Below are 17,126 nucleotides of genomic sequence, written 5' to 3'. Positions count from 1 at the left end.
AGTGGCTGTATCATAGCCTCTCTTGACAAGAAACACAACACGCTTTTACGATTTACTAGCGTCGTGCGGCATCTTTGGCACCATCCGGCGCCCACACACTTTTACGAATAGCCTTTACATGTTTCAAGTTGCATGCACTGGCTCAAGCATCGCATCCAGTCGCATTAAATAGTTATTAACTATCAAAAATAGAATTTAAATAAATTAGACGCATTAAACGTGGGTCGCCATACTTCGCCCTATCGATCAAAGCACATCGATCATATTTAACTATCAAGGAGCACAGCATGCTGCAAAATCACGAAGGCCACCGCGTCCCCCAAGTTACATTCCGTACCCGCGAAAACAATGAATGGAAGAGCATCACCACCGATGAACTGTTCAAAGGTAAGACCGTTGTGGTGTTCTCGTTGCCAGGCGCCTTCACCCCAACATGTTCGTCCACCCACTTGCCACGTTACAACGAACTGGCACCGGTGTTTTTCAAACATGGGGTCGACAGCATTCTGTGTGTATCCGTCAACGATACCTTCGTGATGAATGAATGGGCCAAGGATCAGGAGTCCGAGAACATCACGATGATCCCCGATGGCAACGGCGAATTCACCGAAGGTATGGGCATGCTGGTAGACAAGGCAGATCTGGGCTTCGGCAAGCGCAGCTGGCGTTATTCGATGCTGGTGAAAGATGGTGTGGTCGAAAAGATGTTCGTCGAGCCACAAGAGCCAGGTGATCCGTTCAAGGTTTCCGACGCCGACACCATGTTGAATCACATTGCCCCCAATGCAAAAAAGCCAGATCAGGTCGTTGTGTTCTCAAAGGAAGGCTGCCCTTTCTGCGCAAAAGCCAAGCAGCTGTTGTCCGACCAGGGCTACGAATACATTGACCTGCCACTGGATCACAAAGTACGCGGCAAGGTACTCGGCGCGGTATCCGGCAAGATGACCGCCCCGCAAGTCTTCATCAACGGCACGCTGATTGGCGGTGCCGAAGATGTCGAGAAATTCCTCATCAAGTAAATCATGAATTCGGGCAGGCCTCCTGCCCGACGCGATGCCAGCTTCAAGGCTGCCGATGCAGCCTTCGACATGTCATTGCCCAACACACGCAACATCAAGGACCAAACCATGAATCTATTGCATACCGACGTCGCCGTGATTGGTGCCGGCACAGCCGGTCTGGCAGCCTACCGTGCCGCCAAGGCAGCCGGCAAACGCGCCGTGATCATTGAAGGTGGGGCATATGGCACCACTTGCGCCCGTGTCGGCTGCATGCCGTCCAAACTGCTGATCGCCGCAGCAGAGGCAGCGCATGAAGCCCGTCACATCGATGCTTTCGGCATCCACATCGATGGCGAAGTTCGTGTTGATGGTTATGAGGTCATGAACCGCGTGAAAAGGGAACGTGATCGCTTTGTCGGCTTTGTGGTGAAAGGGGTCGACAACATTCCAGAAGAAGACCGCCTGACTGGTCATGCCAGCTTTATCGACAATCTGGTATTGATGGTGGGTGACCATACACAGGTCAAAGCTCGCAGCGTGGTCATCGCCACCGGCTCCACACCATCGATCCCCGACGCATTCCGGGTGTTTGGCGATAGGCTGGTGATCAACGACGACGTGTTCAATTGGAATACCTTACCCAAGCGTGTTGCTGTGTTCGGCCCAGGTGTGATCGGGCTGGAACTGGGGCAGGCACTGAGCCGACTGGGCGTCTATGTCCGCATGTTTGGTGCCCGTGGCGGTGTTGGCCCGCTGAGCGACCCGACCATTCGCGACTACGCACGGGATACCTTCCAGCAGGAATACTTTCTGGACCCAGACGCTACCATTCTGGACATGGCACGGGAAGGCGACGAAGCAGTCATCCGCTATCAAGCCTCAGAACATGTTGCCATCACCGAACGGTTCGACTATGTATTGGTTGCCACCGGCCGCATACCCAACATAAAAGGGCTTGGTCTGCAAAATACCCAGTTGACGCTTGATGCCAAAGGGGTGCCATTGTTTGACCCCGCGACATTGCAATGCGGCCAGTCATCCGTGTTCATTGCCGGTGATGCGAACAATATCCTGCCCTTGCTGCACGAAGCCGCCGATGAAGGCAAAACTGCGGGCACCAATGCCGCGCACTACCCACAAGTGCAGCCTGGACATCGCCGGGCGCCCATTGCAGTGGTGTTTTCCGACCCGCAGATTGCCATGGTTGGTCAACGCTTTGCCGATTTGACACCTGGCAGCTTCGTCACGGGTGAAGTCAGTTTTGAAGATCAGGGCCGTAGCCGGGTCATGCTCAAGAACAAAGGGTTGATGCATGTTTATGCAGATCGCCTCAGTGGTCGCTTTCTGGGTGCAGAATGGATCGGCCCACGTGCCGAGAACATTGCCCACACGCTGGCTTGGGCATATCAACAATCGCTGACCATCGCCCAGATGCTGGACATGCCCTTCTATCACCCGGTTATTGAAGAGGGCTTACGCACTGCGCTGCGGGATGCCGCCGCCAAACAACAAGACGCCTGATCGTTGCTACATCTGCATGTTGCATTGCAATAATTCATTGCAGTGCAACATGTTTGACCCTAATCAAAATAGGTGTATTACACGAGGCATATACTGACTCTCATGCCTGCAACCGTAGGCGACAACACAACACGCTCTGGGAGTCGTCATCATGAAAAAAATCGCATTGACCGTTTTGACTGGCCTGCTGTTGGCAACGGGCATGGCTCATGCAGCAGATGAAGGAAAACTGCTGGTTCGTGCACGCCTGATCAATGTCGATCCCGATGTAAAATCCAATTTGAACGGCCTGGATGTAAAAAGCAAAACCGCACCAGAACTGGACTTTACGTACTTCATCACCAAAAACATCGGTGCCGAGCTGATTTTAGGTACGGCACGTCATGAAGTGACCTTGAATGGCCAAGGTATCGGTAAGGTCAGCCACTTGCCACCTACCGTCACCGTACAATATCACTTCCTGCCGGAAGCAACGGTTCGCCCCTATGTAGGCGCGGGCCTGAACTACACCCGCTTCTACAACATCAAGCTGGCGGACGGCACACTGACCGTCGACAAAAACAGCTTTGGTGGCGCATTGCAAGCTGGGGTGGATTTCAAAGTCGGGCAAAACAGCTATATCAACCTGGATGTGAAAAAACTCTACATCAGCACTGATGTGAAGAGCACCAGCACGGGCACCAAAGTCACCAAGCTGGATATCGATCCGCTGGTCTTCGGTATCGGTTACGGCATGCGTTTCTAAGGCACTGTTCCTGACTACAGCTGACTTGATCAAGCACTGGCCACATCCATATGACAAAAGCCGGCGATCACACGCTACTGACATCAACGGGGGGACCTCCCCCTGTTTTCATTTCTGCCCTCATACCATCCACTGAACCTATTGTGGAATCACGCTGTCACAGCCTGCCACCCGAACACCATTAGGACTTATAGCATTGTTACAAGATCATTAATATGCAACCATTCGGATATCAATTCACGATTGTGAATCAGTAACATGCTATCACCCAGGCAAAATATCCCCATTCTGCCACGGGCTAAAAGCCGCTAACCAAACCCAGCGAAGCGGTTCTGGTAAGGCGTGCACAAGTTTGTGCAACAACACCAGAAGGGGTTTTTAGCTGCGCTGAATGCATGGATACCTGCCAATCAACCATTACAGTCAATATCTGGCCATTGCCAAGGCAAGGTTGCCCACAATGCCGCCCTCTTTTTAAACAAAGGTATGTTATGAACAAGCCGTTAATCTATTGCTCACTACTTGCAGCCCTTGCCGTCACCAGCGGTTGTGCTACCGAGTCCTCCCGCAGCCTGGAAGTGCCCAAGGTTGCCTCTGCCGGCACCCTTTACCAAGGCCCACGCAGCCTGATTGCCGTGGGTAAATTCGATAACCGGTCCAGTTACATGCGCGGTGTGTTCTCCGATGGCGTCGATCGCCTCGGCGGCCAAGCCAAGACCATTCTGATTACCCATTTGCAGCAGACTGGCCGTTTCAACGTGCTAGACCGCGACAACATGACTGAATTGAGCCAGGAAGCCAATTTCAAGAAACAAACCCAAAACATCAAGGGTGCCGATTTTGTGGTGACCGGCGATGTGACTGAATTTGGGCGCAAAGAAGTCGGCGATCAACAGCTATTTGGCATCCTGGGGCGTGGTAAGCAGCAAATCGCCTACGCCAAGGTCAATTTGAATATCGTCAACGTCAACACATCCGAAGTCGTGTACTCCGCACAAGGTGCAGGCGAATACAGCCTGTCCAATCGGGAAATCGTCGGTTTCGGTGGTACCGCCAGTTATGACTCCACCTTGAACGGTAAGGTGCTGGATCTAGCGATGCGCGAAGCCGTCAATAATCTGGTCAACGGCATTCAAACCGGCGCATGGCGCCCTGCGCAATAATTCGGTATCGGTAAGGTAAGCATGCAATTTCGTCGTATCGGCTTTGGCGCCACACTGTTTGGCGCCCTCTTCCTGGCCGGCTGTGCCAATCATTCTCAAAAGCCCTTGTATTACTGGGGCCAGTATCAACCCCAGGTGTACGAGTATTTAAAAGGCGATGGTACAGGCCCTGAAGCACAGATCATCGCCATGGAAAAAGGCATTCAGCAGGCGCGTGCCAAGGATGCCGCTTTACCGCCTGGCTACCATGCCCACCTGGGTATGTTGTATTTGAAGGCGGGTCGTGATGATCAGGTCAAGCAGCAGTTTGAAACAGAAAAGACACTGTTTCCGGAGTCCGCAACATTCATGGACTTCCTGCTTAAAAAGTTCAAAAACTAAGGGGCTACCATGCACTTGTCCACATTGAAAGGGCTGGCCATTGCACTGGCTATAACACTACTGGCCAGCGGTTGCGCCAATCTGCAGCCATATGACTACAGCGCTTACAAACAGAGCAACCCCAAATCCGTGTTGATTTTGCCACCCGTCAACAATACGCCTGACATCAAGGCGACTTACGGCATGCTCTCGCAAATGAGCAAGCCACTGGCTGAAGCGGGCTATTACGTGTTTCCGGTCGCGGTGATGGATGAGACATTCAAACAGAATGGGCTCAGCAACGCGGGTGACATTCATGCCGTGCCAGCTGCCAAATTGCGGGAGATCTTTGGTGCAGATGCTGCGCTGTATGTGAATGTGCGACGTTATGGCGCGGTTTATGCGATTTTGAGCAGCGATGTCACGGTGACTGCCGATGCGCGCTTGGTCGATCTGAAAACTGGTCAGCTACTGTGGAATGGCAGCGCATCTGCATCCAGTGCCGAGCAGCAGAACAATAGTGGTGGTGGCCTGCTGGGCGCCTTGATTACCGCAGCAGTGAAACAGGTTGTCAGCAATCTGACTGATGATTCCTACCGCTATGCCGGCATGACCAGTGAACGCTTGTTATCACCACGGCCTAACGGGGTGCTTTACGGACCTCGCTCGCCACAGTTTGGCCTGGATGGCGCACCGCGCTAGATATTGGTAACCAACCTTCTAGTGCGGGGCTCAATCCGTTACCAAGGTTTTGCTTAGAGCGGTTAACAAAACCCAGCGAAGTGGTTCTGGTTAGGCGTGCAAACGAAGGCAGTACGAAAGTACGACAAGTTTGCACAACAACACCAGAAGGGTTTTGTTAGCCGCTCTTAACCCAACCAGCCACGACAACTATCATGGCTGGTTGGATACGTCTCATCAAGCATTGGCACCATCAGGCGTCACCCGGCGGCCCGACCAACCCCGCACCGCAAAAACCAAAGTCAGCACTAACGCCACCCCACTGGCAACATACTTGCCAGCAGTCACGTAGCCCAATACTGAAGCCAAGCCCCATGGCTGGCCGGGAAAGGCAATCAGCAACAAGCTTGTCATCACATTTTCCAGATAGTCCAGCACCATCCCGAGCAATGGCAACGCATACACCCAGCGCCATCCAGCATGGCCATGCCCCAATACACTGACCCGGGCAAGATGCCAAGCCCATAGCAACGCCAAGGTATAAGCCATGGGCAACCAGCTATCAATCGCCACCAGAAACCAGCCATAGTGCGCACGCCCATGCTCACCCAGTGCAGTCAGTGTTAGGGTAACCACCTGCGCGTCATACCAGAAACGTGCATCCAACGGCCCCAATCCACCACTCAACGCACGCAGATCTGGTACAAAGAACGGCAGGTTCACCGAATTCAGAGCTGCCAACAAAACAACCACACAACTTCCCACCCAAGCCAATCGGCGTGGCGTGGCATAACGGTTTAACCAAGCGATCAACATTGTCAGCATCATGGTTTGTCCAGTTCAGAAAACGCAGTTATCCAGCAGGCTAATTCGCCAAGTCAGTTACCAACATCCTTCCTTACAATATCAAAATACTTGCGACATAACGTGCCATCACCCCACCAGCAACCAAGCCAAACACTTCGGCCAACGTTATCACCTACTCACTCGCCGACGCTTTGCAGGCTGCGCAAGCTTTGTGTTGGGCACCACAAAGCGTTAAATGCTTGTTGACCAGCCCCAACTGACCGTTGGCATCACTCATCAGATTTTTATCTTGATCCAGATACCACACTGCGCCTATCTAATAGGGAAGCAATAGGATTGTAGCTTCTGATTTCATTTGCGGAATCAGGTCATTCGCCAGCACCCGGTTGACTTGCGGTGATCATCATGCGCCGATTTGATCAGTATTCGCAGAGGCAATTGATCAGCTACTGCAGTGTTTCACGTAGATTGCGACTGATAAAATTGATGGATTTCGCGACGAATCGAGGCGCAAACCACAGCAATAGCGAGCTATTGCGAAGATTTGCAACGACGAGTCGGTGTGAAAGACGCGCTTTTATGTCCCAAGAAAAGTGAAACACTACACTAGCCTGGATATTTCATAAATTGACGCGGGTGCTAGCTTGTCTTTTGATCCATATGAAGAGTTTCGTTCTGTCGCGCGTAAGAACCACTACGCGACTCCTTCACGACATCTCCCTATGAATCAAAATCCTGCGCCATCACCTCGCGAATTTGCGAAATATCCAGGCTAGAACAGCCGTTCGCCTGCTTGCCCGCTTAGTCGGCGATGGATAAGACATCTGCCGTTGGATAGTCAATTGATACAAATGTCGACATAGTTTGGCTGGGGCACGCTTGTCCAAGTAAAATGCTGCAAAGTGATGCAAATGGATGAAACATGAAGACCACACGAACGACGGTATCCCTCCCCGTCGAGCAACTCGAGCGGCTCCAACAGATGGCTGACCAGCACCGCCTTTCCCTGGCTTGGCTGGTTCGCCAGGCAGTCAGCGAATTTCTCGAACGCACGGAAAAACGCGGAGACTTTCATCCCCTCACTGCCCCTGAAAAGGATCAAAGCTGATGTACACCCGCTACCAAAGTGGCTACATCGCCCATGCGCTGTCGCTTGAGGGCGTCACCGAGGAAGCTCTCACCCAAACCATTGCCAGCGCCAAGGTAGACATGAATCCGCACCAAGTGGACGCAGCCTTGTTCGCCCTGGCGTCGCCCCTTTCCAATGGCGTCATCCTTGCCGACGAAGTCGGCCTCGGTAAAACCATCGAAGCCAGCCTCGTACTGGCCCAGAAATGGGCCGAGCGCAAACGCCAGTTGCTGTTGATTGTTCCTGCCACCCTGCGCAAGCAGTGGAGTCAGGAACTGATTGAGAAATTCTCGCTTCCTTCAAAAATCCTGGAAGCCAGAAACTTCAAGGAAGCGCAGACCAACGGCGCAGCCAATCCCTTTCAGACCGAAACCGCTTTTGGCGAATCGGCCGTGGTGATCTGCTCTTACGAATTTGCCTCGCGCAAGCAAAGCGAATTGGCGGCGGTTCCCTGGAACCTTGTCGTCTTCGACGAAGCCCACAAGTTACGCAATTTCTACAAGGGCGAAAGCGCCAGAATCGCCAGCAGACTGGACTCTGCCCTCAAGGGACGCCCCAAGCTGCTACTTTCTGCAACACCGTTGCAGAACAACTTGCAAGAATTGTTCGGCCTGATCGCCATCATCGACCCGTACTTCTTCGGCAGTCTCGATGCTTTCAAGGCACGCTATTGCCGCCCCAAACTCGAAGACGCCGAATTCGAGAATCTGCGGGAGCGCCTGCGAACTGTCTGCAAACGCACCCTGCGCCGACAAGTGCAGGAAATCGGCGGCATCAAATTCACCCGCCGCTACTCGTTGACTGAGGACTTCCGTCCCTCACAGGACGAACTTGAACTCTATAAGCAGGTTTCCGAATACCTGCAGGATGAAGCCATCCTGTCGATCAAACCTGGCGCCCGGCATCTGGTTACATTGGTCATTCGTAAGATTCTGGCCTCGTCTTCGTTCGCCATTCAGGGCACCTTGAGCACAATGATCGAACGGCTGGAAAAACAGCTGCCGCTGGCGGAAGCGCTTGAAGACTACGACGCCTTCGACGACCTGAGCGACGAAGAAGGTATCGATGAGGATGACACCATCGATCCGGCTGCCCTTGCGTCAGAAGTAAATCAACTGAAGCGTTTCCGCTCGCTCGCCGAACGAATTGCCCGTGATGCCAAGGCCGACGCCTTGCTGCGCGTGCTAGACAAAGCCTTCGATTTTGCCGAACGCCTGGGGGGCAAGCGCAAGGCCGTCATCTTCACCGAATCGGTTCGTACTCAGTCCCGTCTAAAGGAATTGCTCGCCGACAACGGTTTCGCCGACAAGATCGCCATCCTCAACGGCAGCAACACCGATCCAGGCTCCAAACGCATCTACCAGAACTGGCTGCAACAGCACGAAGGCAGCGGCCGCATTTCCGGCGCCAAAACGGCAGACATGAAAGCCGCCCTCGTCGATCACTTCCGCGAATCGGCCGAAATCCTCATCTGCACCGAAGCCGGCGCCGAGGGTATCAACCTCCAGTTCTGCTCCCTGCTCATCAATTACGACCTGCCCTGGAACCCGCAGCGGGTCGAGCAGCGTATCGGCCGCGTCCATCGTTACGGTCAGAAAAACGATGTCGTCGTGGTCAATTTCATCAACAAAGGCAACCGGGCCGACGAACGTGTCTTTGAACTGCTCAGCGAAAAATTCCGCCTGTTCGAAGGTGTTTTCGGCGCTTCCGATGAAATCCTCGGCAGCATCGAGTCAGGCGTCGACATCGAACGCCACATTCACGAGATTTACCAGCGCTGCCAAAGTACCGAACAGATCGATGCCGAATTCGATCGGCTGCAAGCCCGCTTCAGGACCGAACTCGAAGCGCGCACCCAGGAAACCCGGCGCTCGGTGCTGGAGAACCTCGACGTCGACGTCGTCAAACACCTCAACCTGACCAAGGAACGAACCGAGCAGCATCTCAACGACTATCAGGAAAAACTACTCCTGCTGGCTCGCATGATGCTGCCCGGTGCTCAATTCGAAGCCCACCGCGTTCTGCACGACGGCCATTGGTACGATGTGCGCTGGCAGGAATCGGAACAAAGCCATGCCCGCTTCCTGCGCCCCAACGAAGGCCTCGGCGCACAGTTGATTGCCGAGGCCAAACAGGCTTTGCAGGAGCTCCCTGTTGCGACACTCGAATTCGACCTCAATCACACCCTGGGCGGCCAGCATGCCTGGCTGAGAAACTTTGCCGGGCAGTCCGGCGAGCTCTGGGTAGACATGCTGACACTGACCGCCGCCAAGCAGCGCATTGAGCACCTGCTGATCGCTGCCACCTGCGATAGCGGCCAGACTCTCGATCCCGCCTCGGCAGGGCGAATGCTGAGCCTGCCCGCGCGCATCCTCGACGGCACGACCAAACTGATTGCCGAAACTGTCCTTTCCGGACAGATGGCGAAACAGGAAAGTGAAAAACTCGAGGCGGCCCTACTGCTCAACGAACGCTTCTTCACCGAAGAAGCAGAAAAACTCGAAGCCTGGGCTGAAGACCGGCGAATCGCCCTCGATATCCGCATCAAGCAACTTGATCAGGAAATCAAAGAAGCCCGCAAAGCCACGCGACAACTCACCTCGCTGCAAGAAAAGCTTGCCGCCAAGCGGGCCATCAAACAGTTGGAGCAGGAACGTGATCGCGTGATGCTCGATTACCATGAAGAGAAAAAACGTATTGATGCTGAAGAAGACCAATTGCTCAACGAAATCGAAGCTGCACTGGAAATCACGCCGCAGCGCCAACGCTTGTTCGCCATCCGCTGGCACCTGAAAGCCTCATGAGGACCGCACCATGATCGACACCACCGACCTCGTCCGCGAACTCCTCTATCAAGTCCGGCTCGGCGAAGACTCTGCCTATGAATTCAAAAACGTTACCGTCAAGGGGAACAAGGTAGACCAGCCTGGCCGTGACAGCATTGCCGACGAACTCGCCGCTTTTGCCAATGCCAATGGCGGCATCGTTGTCTTTGGGGTTGCCGATAAGACTCGCGCCGTCGAAGGCATTGCCCGTGAAGACTTGGATACCGTCGATCTCTGGCTCACCAACATTGCCAGCGACGCCATCGACCCACCCTTGGCCATCGAAACCCGGCTGCTGGAAATCCCCAATCAGCAGGGCGAAATGAAGCCTGTCGTCTGGGTACGCGTCAGCAAGAGCGTGTTCGTGCATAAAAGCCCGCACGGCTATTTCCACCGTGTGGGGTCAAGCAAGCGCGAAATGTCGCCTGAACTACTGGCGCGGGCATTCCAGCAACGCAGCATGGTGCGGTTGATTCGCTTCGACGAACAACTGGTCCCGCAAACCACGCGGGGTGCCATCAGCCCGGAACTCAAAACGCGCTTTTTGCGCGGCAATCTGCCAGAAATCACCCAGCTCAAGAAGCTCTACCTGATTGGCGAAGATGAAAGCGGCGAACTGCGTCTCAGCGTCAGCGGCGTGCTGTTACTCACCGCACGTCCGGCCGATTATCTCTCTTCTGCCTACATCCAGTGTGTCGCCTACTCCGGCAAGGAACGCAACGCCGAATACCAGGTGGACGCCCAGGACTACGACAGCCCGGTGGACGAGCAGATTCGCCATGCTTTCAACTTCGTCAAACGCAATATGCGGGTTGAAGCCGTCAAACGACCTGGCCGCATCGACATCCCGCAATACGATCTGGCCGCCGTCTTCGAAGCCATCGTCAATGCCGTTGCCCACCGCGACTACTCTATGCACGGCGCCCGCATCCGCCTACACCTGTTCGCTGACCGGCTGGAGCTTTCCACCCCGGGCGGCCTGCCCAACAGCTTGACCGTGGGCAGCATGGAAGCCAACAGCATCACCCGCAACGAAACCCTGGTGAACCTGCTTTCCCGCTATTACCCGGCCGACCCGGTCAGCAAGCGGCAAAACTTGATCGAACGGCGCGGCGAAGGGGTGCCGACCATCCTGACGGCCAGCGAAAACCTGTCGCTACGCCGCCCGTTGTACGAGCAGATCGACCATACCGAACTGAAACTCACCATCTACGCCGCCAGCCGCGAGAAAAACGGCCTGCTGGCGCAGTTCACCGAAGAAGAATAAGCCTCAAAAAATGACCGAGAAACATAGTAAGCCAACCCAGACCAAACTCGAACTGACCTGGCCCGGCAAACAGAACCGCCCCCGGCTGGAACCGCGCATCCTGCTCGAAGACAAGGCACTCTCTTACCATGCCGCACCACCACCCGCTACCGATCTGGTCGAACAGGCTGAAGCCGGGCAAGCTTTGTGTTGGGCACCACAAAGCGTTAAATGCTTGTTGACCAGCCCCAACTGACCGTTGGCATCACTCATCAGATTTTTATCTTGATCCAGATACCACACTGCGCCTATCTAATAGGGAAGCAATAGGATTGTAGCTTCTGATTTCATTTGCGGAATCGGGTCATTCGCCAGCACCCGGTTGACTTGCGGTGATCATCATGCGCCGATTTGATCAGTATTCGCAGCGGCAGCTGATCGGCCATTGCAGCCGCTCAGTCCCTCATGCTAGAACGTCTGTAGTAGTACACATAGCTGACTGCGCAGTTTGTTCGAAACTCGGACCAGTTCACCCCAATGCTGTTTTCCTAAGCTCAGAGTAGACTGGCTGAACAAGCTTTTTGCTTGCAAGTCGGCAGCCAATAGCCAGCGCCAAGGAAATGTTCATGTTCAGTCACGTTGACATCGGCAGCTTCGGTAGTTTTAAGGACCTCAACTGGAAGAGGAGTCTTAAGGACGCGTGTAACACCGTCCAGAACTTCAAGCGGCTCAACATCCTCTACGGACGGAACTACTCTGGCAAGACTACCCTCTCGCGAATCTTCCGTGCTTTGGAAACGGGACGCATGCCCCTCAATTACGTAGGATCGACCTTCACTGTCCACGGTGACAAAGGTGACGTGACACAGGCTGACATTGCTGGTCATGGCTACGATGTTCGGGTCTACAACCGGGATTTTGTCAGTGAAAACCTTAGTTTCCTGATCAATCAGGCCATTGGCGGGGAAATAAAGACCTTCGCCATCGTCGGGGAGAAGAACAAGGAGATCGAAGATGAAATAGCTGCCATCCATGCGAAACTTGGCAGCATTGAATCCAAGGCAGGTCTTCGGCACGATCTAGATGCCAAAAAGAAGGAAAGAGATCGGACCAAGAACAACCATAAAAATGCTTCTGATGCTCTGGAAGGCAAGCTTCGCTCTCATGCCAACGATAAGATCAAACTGAATCGCATCTATGGACCAGCGGTCTACAACATCGAAAGCATCAAGAAAGACATCGGCGCCATAAAGAAGGCGGGATTCACGCCGCTAACCACTGACGAACAGGCCACCAAAGTTAACCTCTTGAAGCAGGAGGCACTTCCTGACATCACCGATACCGTCTCGATCAGCCTAAAAATTGATTCAATCGAAACGGTGGCCCAAGAGCTTCTTTCCAGATCGATCAAGCCGACGCAGGCCATTCAAGAGCTGTTGAACGAGACTGTCCTTCAAGCGTGGGTGAAGCAAGGTATCCCACTACACAAGGACAAACGCGATACATGCGCCTTCTGCCGTCAGGATCTTCCCCACGATATATGGAAGGTTCTGGACTCGCACTTCAGCAAGGAATCTTCAGATCTGGAGTCGTCCATCGATTCATGTCTGACATCGCTCAACGACGAAATTCAGGCCATTGCTGGCTTCCTGACTTTGACCGGCGATAAATTCTATGCCGAAGAAAAAGTCTCGTTTGAAGCCAACAAGAAATCTCTTGCCGAATGCCTGAAGGTCTACAAGCAAGACCTTGAAGCGTTGAAGACTGCCTTGGACTCAAGGAAGAGTTCTCTCTTCCAGCCAGTAGCCATGCCGGCCCCCAAGCACGATTCAGCGGCAATACAGAAGTGTGCCGACGACATCAACGATCTGATCGTCAAGAGCAATGGCCGCACCCACTCACTAGAGAAGGACAAGGACTCCGCACGCGAAGCTCTGCGACTCACCGACGTGGCCTCCTTTATCGTTGACATCACCTATGACACCGAATTGACCCGCATAGCTGGTCTTAAGACAGACGCCGACACTGCCAACACGGCCTATACCGACGCCGAAGCCGAGATCGTCAAGCTGGAAGCTGATGTCGCCCGCTTGCAAGGCAAGCAGAAGGATGAACGCAAAGGTGCGGAGCGGGTCAATGCCTTGCTCAACCACTTCTTCGGTCACGATGGCATCAAGCTCGAAGCCAAGGACAACGCGGGGAAGAACGCCGTCAAGTTTGAGATCACGCGTGATGGCAAATCAGCCTACAACTTGAGTGAGGGCGAATGCAGCCTGGTCGCCTTCTGCTACTTCATAGCCAAGTTGGAAGAGCCTGGCAGCAAGGGCAAGGATCTGATCATCTACATTGACGATCCAATCTCCAGTCTGGACGGGAACCACATCTTCTTCATGTTCAGCCTGATCGAGAGCCTGATTGCAAGGCCGTTCAAGAATGCGGACGGCTCCAACGGCTATCGCCACAGTCAGCTCTTCATCTCCACCCACAATCTGGACTTCCTGAAGTATCTGAAGCGTCTTTCCGTCCCCAAGAAGAAGGTGCCAGCCGGGGACTGTGGCAAGACCAAGAGCGTGGATGACAACGAGCACTTCATGGTGGAGCGAAACGGCCCCAAAAGCAACATCATGCTGATGCCGTCCTACCTGAAGGACTACATCACTGAGTTCAACTATCTCTTCCACCAAATCTACAAGTGCAGGAACCAAGACGCCGCACATGGGGCACATGAGCCGTTCTATGGTTTTGGGAACAACCTTCGCAAGTTCCTAGAAGCCTTCTTGTTCTTCAAGTTTCCGTACCACGACGACAAGAACGATAAACTTGAACGAATCAAGAAGTTCTTTGGCGATGAAGACGCAACAGCAATTGAACTGGTGAACCGGCTCAGCAATGAATTTTCTCACCTTGAGTCAATTCCAGATCGCGGGTTCAAGCCTGTAGAGATTCCAGAGATCGCCAAGGTTGCGAACTTCGTCTTGGACAAGATCTATGCTGCAGATCCTCATCAATACAATGCCCTTTTAAAGAGCATTGGAGAGCCTGAGAGGACCCAATAGAAAAAGGGTGCAAAGCCCTTTTTACGAGTAGAAGACACCAGATGCTTCAATGGCTGCATTCAAGATGAAAGCGCCTCTCCGCGATCCGGCGTGCAGACATCTACTTCGGCCGAACTGCTATCAAACAATCACTAACCATATGAACCGCAGGCTGTGCTTACGACACACTACATTAAGTGTCATGAGGTCCCTTTGAAGTCGATAGCGACAAGGGCAAGCAACACGGACTTATCTCTGAACCGAGAGCAAGCTTGCAAGCACCATTAGTTCCGTCGCTTTCCAGATACCTGTTGCAATTTTGAGACGGGTTTTATAACTGAAGTATCGATTTTTTTGCAGACGCCCCCCAGGGATACATCTAGGGGTAACCTTTTTCAGGTATCAATAGAAATTACATTAATATCAAGTTGATAACTTCACAATTAACTTTCATGGAAAAACTATTGACCATCGGCTTGCCGCTTATTCTGCTGCTGTCTGGGTTGTTCTTTATCGTTGTCCCGGTGATGGCGGAGCGGCAGATGAACCCGGTGACCACTCCACCGCAGCCGGTATCGGACAAGGCCAAACAGTTGCATCGGCAACTACGGATTGCTGATCTGCATGCAGATAGCCTGTTGTGGGGGCGGGATTTGTTGAAGCGGGCGAGCCGTGGGCATGTGGATGTACCCAGGTTGATTGAGGGAAATGTCAGCCTGCAGATTTTTACGGTGGTGACCAAGACACCCAAGCGCCAGAACATTGAACACAACGACGACTCGACCGATAACATTTCACTGCTGGGCATTGCCCAAGGCTGGCCAGGGAAGACACGGCATAGCTTGTATCAGCGGTCGCTGTATCAAGCGGAACGACTACACAAAATGGCCGCAGCATCGGCTGGAAAGCTGGTTCTGATCAAGCAACGCAGTGATTTGGTTGATTTTCTGGCTAAACGTGCAAAAGACCCCAATCAGGTTGCCGGATTGTTAGGGATTGAAGGTGCCCATGCACTGGATGGGGATTTGACCAATCTGCAGCGTTTGTATGCAGCGGGATTCCGCTTGATGTCGCCCAGCCATTTTTTTGATACTGATATTGGTGGGTCGGCCCACGGTATGAATAAAGGTGGCTTAACCGAAAAAGGGCTTGAATGGCTGAAGCAAATGGAAGCATTGGGTATGGTGGTCGATCTGGCCCATGCTTCCTCCGATACCATCGGTGATGTGCTGAAACATGCCACCAAGCCAATTGTGGTATCGCACACAGGGGTAAAAGGTACCTGCGATAACAACCGGAACCTGAGCGATGCACAGTTGCGTGCCATCACCGCCAAAGGTGGGCTGATCGGGATCGGATTTTGGGACACGGCGGTGTGTGGCAACGGCGTAAAAGATATCGCCAAGGCGATGCGCTATACCGCCAAACTGGTTGGTGCCCAGTATGTTGCACTGGGGTCCGACTGGGATGGTGCCGTTGGTACCCCGATTGATGCGGCCCGGCTGGTGGAGCTGACTGATGCGCTACTGCAAGCAGGGTTCAGTGAGCAGGAAATCCGCCAGATTATGGGGGAAAACGTACTTAGCTATTTACAGCGAGTGCTGCTGTAAGCCCACCGTTCGCCCATGGCTTCAGGGCCGCGTACAGAGTTGAACTGACCGGTGCAGCCAATCCAGCTGCTGCTGACATGCGCGCTACCCCGCCGGCGAGCCATGGTGCTTCCAGCTGCCTTCCATGCTCCAGATCATGCAACATGGAAGACTTCATCTCGCGCGGCAGGCTATCGATAATCGACAATTGTTTATCAACGACATCATCTGCCAACTCCACACCCTGGGCACGGGCCAGTGCGGCGACTTCCTGTAATGTTGCAATCAATTGTGGTCGAATATCAGGATCGTGCCGGCTCAAACCAATCGGGGTGCGGGTTACGCTGGTCCAGCCAGACAAAGTGACCAAGAAGATGTACTTTTCCCACAGTGCCCGTTGAATGTTAGGTACTTGTTGTCCATCCACACCGGCCTCACGGCAGGCTGTTTCAATGGCTTGTAAGCGTGCCGACACTTGGCCGCTGGGTTCACCAAAACGCAACTTGGCAAAGTCCCCTACATGGGCAATGACACCAGGCTGGCTGATATTTGCAGAAATATAGGCCACACCGCCTACAACTTGTTGTTGTGGCAGATGCTGGCTGATGCGGGTAATCGATTCAACCCCATTTTGCAGTGGGATCAGCACAGTCTCCGGCCCGATCAACGGCTTGCACGCTTGCGCAGCGGTTTCCGTATCCCACAATTTAACTGCAAAAAACACCACATCCACAGCGCCAATGCTGGCTGGATCAGCCGTCACTTGAGGGTGGGGCAAATGCAGATCACCTACATTACTATGGATATGCAGCCCCTGTTGCTGCATGGCTTGCAGGTGCGTGCCACGCGCAATGAAGTGAACATCATGCCCTGCCGCAGCCAATCGCGCCCCGAAATAGCCACCCACACCACCTGAACCCATCATTGCAAACCGCATCTGCCTGACTCCTGTGCTTGTGTGAAAAGCCCCATTACCGGGGCTAGTATCCGTGGCCGAACGTGCCAAGTCAGCCACGGATCAAGC

The 17,126-nt window shown here is 53.5% G+C and carries 14 protein-coding genes; 12 read left to right on the top strand and 2 right to left on the bottom strand.

Annotated features, from left to right (window positions below):
• Positions 1-287: 287 nt before the first annotated feature.
• From FFS57_RS17920 to FFS57_RS17895, 6 genes are all read left to right on the top strand, one after another.
• On the top strand, positions 288-1,019 hold the full coding sequence (locus FFS57_RS17920) for a glutathione peroxidase (protein ID WP_137939188.1): 732 nt from the start codon (positions 288-290) through the stop codon (positions 1,017-1,019).
• A 108-nt stretch (positions 1,020-1,127) separates the two neighbouring features.
• Positions 1,128-2,522: a dihydrolipoyl dehydrogenase gene (locus FFS57_RS17915; RefSeq protein ID WP_137939191.1), complete on the top strand. Its 1,395-nt coding sequence runs from the start codon at positions 1,128-1,130 to the stop codon at positions 2,520-2,522.
• A gap of 151 nt (positions 2,523-2,673) precedes the next feature.
• Positions 2,674-3,267, top strand: coding sequence for an OmpW/AlkL family protein (locus FFS57_RS17910; RefSeq protein WP_137939187.1), 594 nt, complete (start codon positions 2,674-2,676; stop codon positions 3,265-3,267).
• Positions 3,268-3,758: 491 nt separating this feature from the next.
• Positions 3,759-4,430: a CsgG/HfaB family protein gene (locus FFS57_RS17905; protein ID WP_137939186.1), complete on the top strand. Its 672-nt coding sequence runs from the start codon at positions 3,759-3,761 to the stop codon at positions 4,428-4,430.
• Between the two features lie 21 nt (positions 4,431-4,451).
• Positions 4,452-4,811 carry a DUF4810 domain-containing protein gene (locus tag FFS57_RS17900; protein WP_137939185.1) on the top strand — a complete coding sequence of 120 codons (360 nt, stop codon included), beginning with the start codon at positions 4,452-4,454 and terminating at the stop codon, positions 4,809-4,811.
• Positions 4,812-4,820: 9 nt separating this feature from the next.
• On the top strand, positions 4,821-5,492 hold the full coding sequence (locus FFS57_RS17895; RefSeq protein WP_137939184.1) for a DUF799 domain-containing protein: 672 nt from the start codon (positions 4,821-4,823) through the stop codon (positions 5,490-5,492).
• Positions 5,493-5,708: 216 nt separating this feature from the next.
• Here FFS57_RS17895 and FFS57_RS17890 read toward each other — a convergent pair whose 3' ends face one another.
• On the bottom strand, positions 5,709-6,299 hold the full coding sequence (locus FFS57_RS17890) for a hypothetical protein (RefSeq protein ID WP_137939183.1): 591 nt from the start codon (positions 6,297-6,299) through the stop codon (positions 5,709-5,711).
• 901 nt (positions 6,300-7,200) lie between these two features.
• Here FFS57_RS17890 and FFS57_RS17885 point away from each other — a divergent pair.
• From FFS57_RS17885 to FFS57_RS17860, 6 genes are all read left to right on the top strand, one after another.
• Positions 7,201-7,386: a CopG family ribbon-helix-helix protein gene (locus tag FFS57_RS17885; RefSeq protein ID WP_137939182.1), complete on the top strand. Its 186-nt coding sequence runs from the start codon at positions 7,201-7,203 to the stop codon at positions 7,384-7,386.
• Positions 7,386-10,211: an SNF2-related protein gene (locus FFS57_RS17880; RefSeq protein WP_137939181.1), complete on the top strand. Its 2,826-nt coding sequence runs from the start codon at positions 7,386-7,388 to the stop codon at positions 10,209-10,211. The genes FFS57_RS17885 and FFS57_RS17880 overlap by 1 nt, the downstream gene beginning before the upstream one ends.
• Before the next feature lie 10 nt (positions 10,212-10,221).
• Entirely contained in the window at positions 10,222-11,499 is a 1,278-nt protein-coding gene (locus tag FFS57_RS17875) for an RNA-binding domain-containing protein (protein WP_137939180.1), read from the top strand.
• Positions 11,500-11,509: 10 nt separating this feature from the next.
• Positions 11,510-11,734, top strand: a complete 225-nt coding sequence (locus FFS57_RS17870) for a hypothetical protein (RefSeq protein WP_137939179.1) — start codon at positions 11,510-11,512, stop codon at positions 11,732-11,734.
• 370 nt (positions 11,735-12,104) lie between these two features.
• Positions 12,105-14,534, top strand: a complete 2,430-nt coding sequence (locus FFS57_RS17865) for an AAA family ATPase (RefSeq protein WP_249384056.1) — start codon at positions 12,105-12,107, stop codon at positions 14,532-14,534.
• Between the two features lie 431 nt (positions 14,535-14,965).
• Complete coding sequence (locus tag FFS57_RS17860) at positions 14,966-16,123, top strand: dipeptidase (RefSeq protein WP_137939177.1); 1,158 nt, start codon at positions 14,966-14,968, stop codon at positions 16,121-16,123.
• Here FFS57_RS17860 and FFS57_RS17855 read toward each other — a convergent pair.
• A complete protein-coding gene (locus tag FFS57_RS17855) occupies positions 16,095-17,039 on the bottom strand; it encodes a ketopantoate reductase family protein (protein WP_137939176.1) in 945 nt (314 codons plus the stop codon). The two genes, FFS57_RS17860 and FFS57_RS17855, sit on opposite strands and share 29 nt — an antisense overlap.
• Between the last annotated feature and the right edge of the window lie 87 nt (positions 17,040-17,126).

Source organism: Chitinivorax sp. B, assembly GCF_005503445.1.
Classification (GTDB): Bacteria; Pseudomonadota; Gammaproteobacteria; order Burkholderiales; family SCOH01; genus Chitinivorax.
Note: the sequence above shows the minus strand (reverse complement) of the source record. Positions and strands in the feature narration are given on the sequence as shown.

What these genes read in the sequence shown, in the direction of transcription:
- FFS57_RS17890 (WP_137939183.1), bottom strand. Translation starts at nt 6,299, where the DNA reads ATGATGCTGACAATGTTGATCGCTTGGTTAAACCGTTATGCCACGCCA.
- FFS57_RS17865 (WP_249384056.1), top strand. Translation starts at nt 12,105, where the DNA reads ATGTTCAGTCACGTTGACATCGGCAGCTTCGGTAGTTTTAAGGACCTC.
- FFS57_RS17900 (WP_137939185.1), top strand. Translation starts at nt 4,452, where the DNA reads ATGCAATTTCGTCGTATCGGCTTTGGCGCCACACTGTTTGGCGCCCTC.
- FFS57_RS17910 (WP_137939187.1), top strand. Translation starts at nt 2,674, where the DNA reads ATGAAAAAAATCGCATTGACCGTTTTGACTGGCCTGCTGTTGGCAACG.
- FFS57_RS17895 (WP_137939184.1), top strand. Translation starts at nt 4,821, where the DNA reads ATGCACTTGTCCACATTGAAAGGGCTGGCCATTGCACTGGCTATAACA.
- FFS57_RS17855 (WP_137939176.1), bottom strand. Translation starts at nt 17,039, where the DNA reads ATGCGGTTTGCAATGATGGGTTCAGGTGGTGTGGGTGGCTATTTCGGG.
- FFS57_RS17860 (WP_137939177.1), top strand. Translation starts at nt 14,966, where the DNA reads ATGGAAAAACTATTGACCATCGGCTTGCCGCTTATTCTGCTGCTGTCT.
- FFS57_RS17905 (WP_137939186.1), top strand. Translation starts at nt 3,759, where the DNA reads ATGAACAAGCCGTTAATCTATTGCTCACTACTTGCAGCCCTTGCCGTC.
- FFS57_RS17875 (WP_137939180.1), top strand. Translation starts at nt 10,222, where the DNA reads ATGATCGACACCACCGACCTCGTCCGCGAACTCCTCTATCAAGTCCGG.
- FFS57_RS17920 (WP_137939188.1), top strand. Translation starts at nt 288, where the DNA reads ATGCTGCAAAATCACGAAGGCCACCGCGTCCCCCAAGTTACATTCCGT.
- FFS57_RS17885 (WP_137939182.1), top strand. Translation starts at nt 7,201, where the DNA reads ATGAAGACCACACGAACGACGGTATCCCTCCCCGTCGAGCAACTCGAG.
- FFS57_RS17880 (WP_137939181.1), top strand. Translation starts at nt 7,386, where the DNA reads ATGTACACCCGCTACCAAAGTGGCTACATCGCCCATGCGCTGTCGCTT.
- FFS57_RS17870 (WP_137939179.1), top strand. Translation starts at nt 11,510, where the DNA reads ATGACCGAGAAACATAGTAAGCCAACCCAGACCAAACTCGAACTGACC.
- FFS57_RS17915 (WP_137939191.1), top strand. Translation starts at nt 1,128, where the DNA reads ATGAATCTATTGCATACCGACGTCGCCGTGATTGGTGCCGGCACAGCC.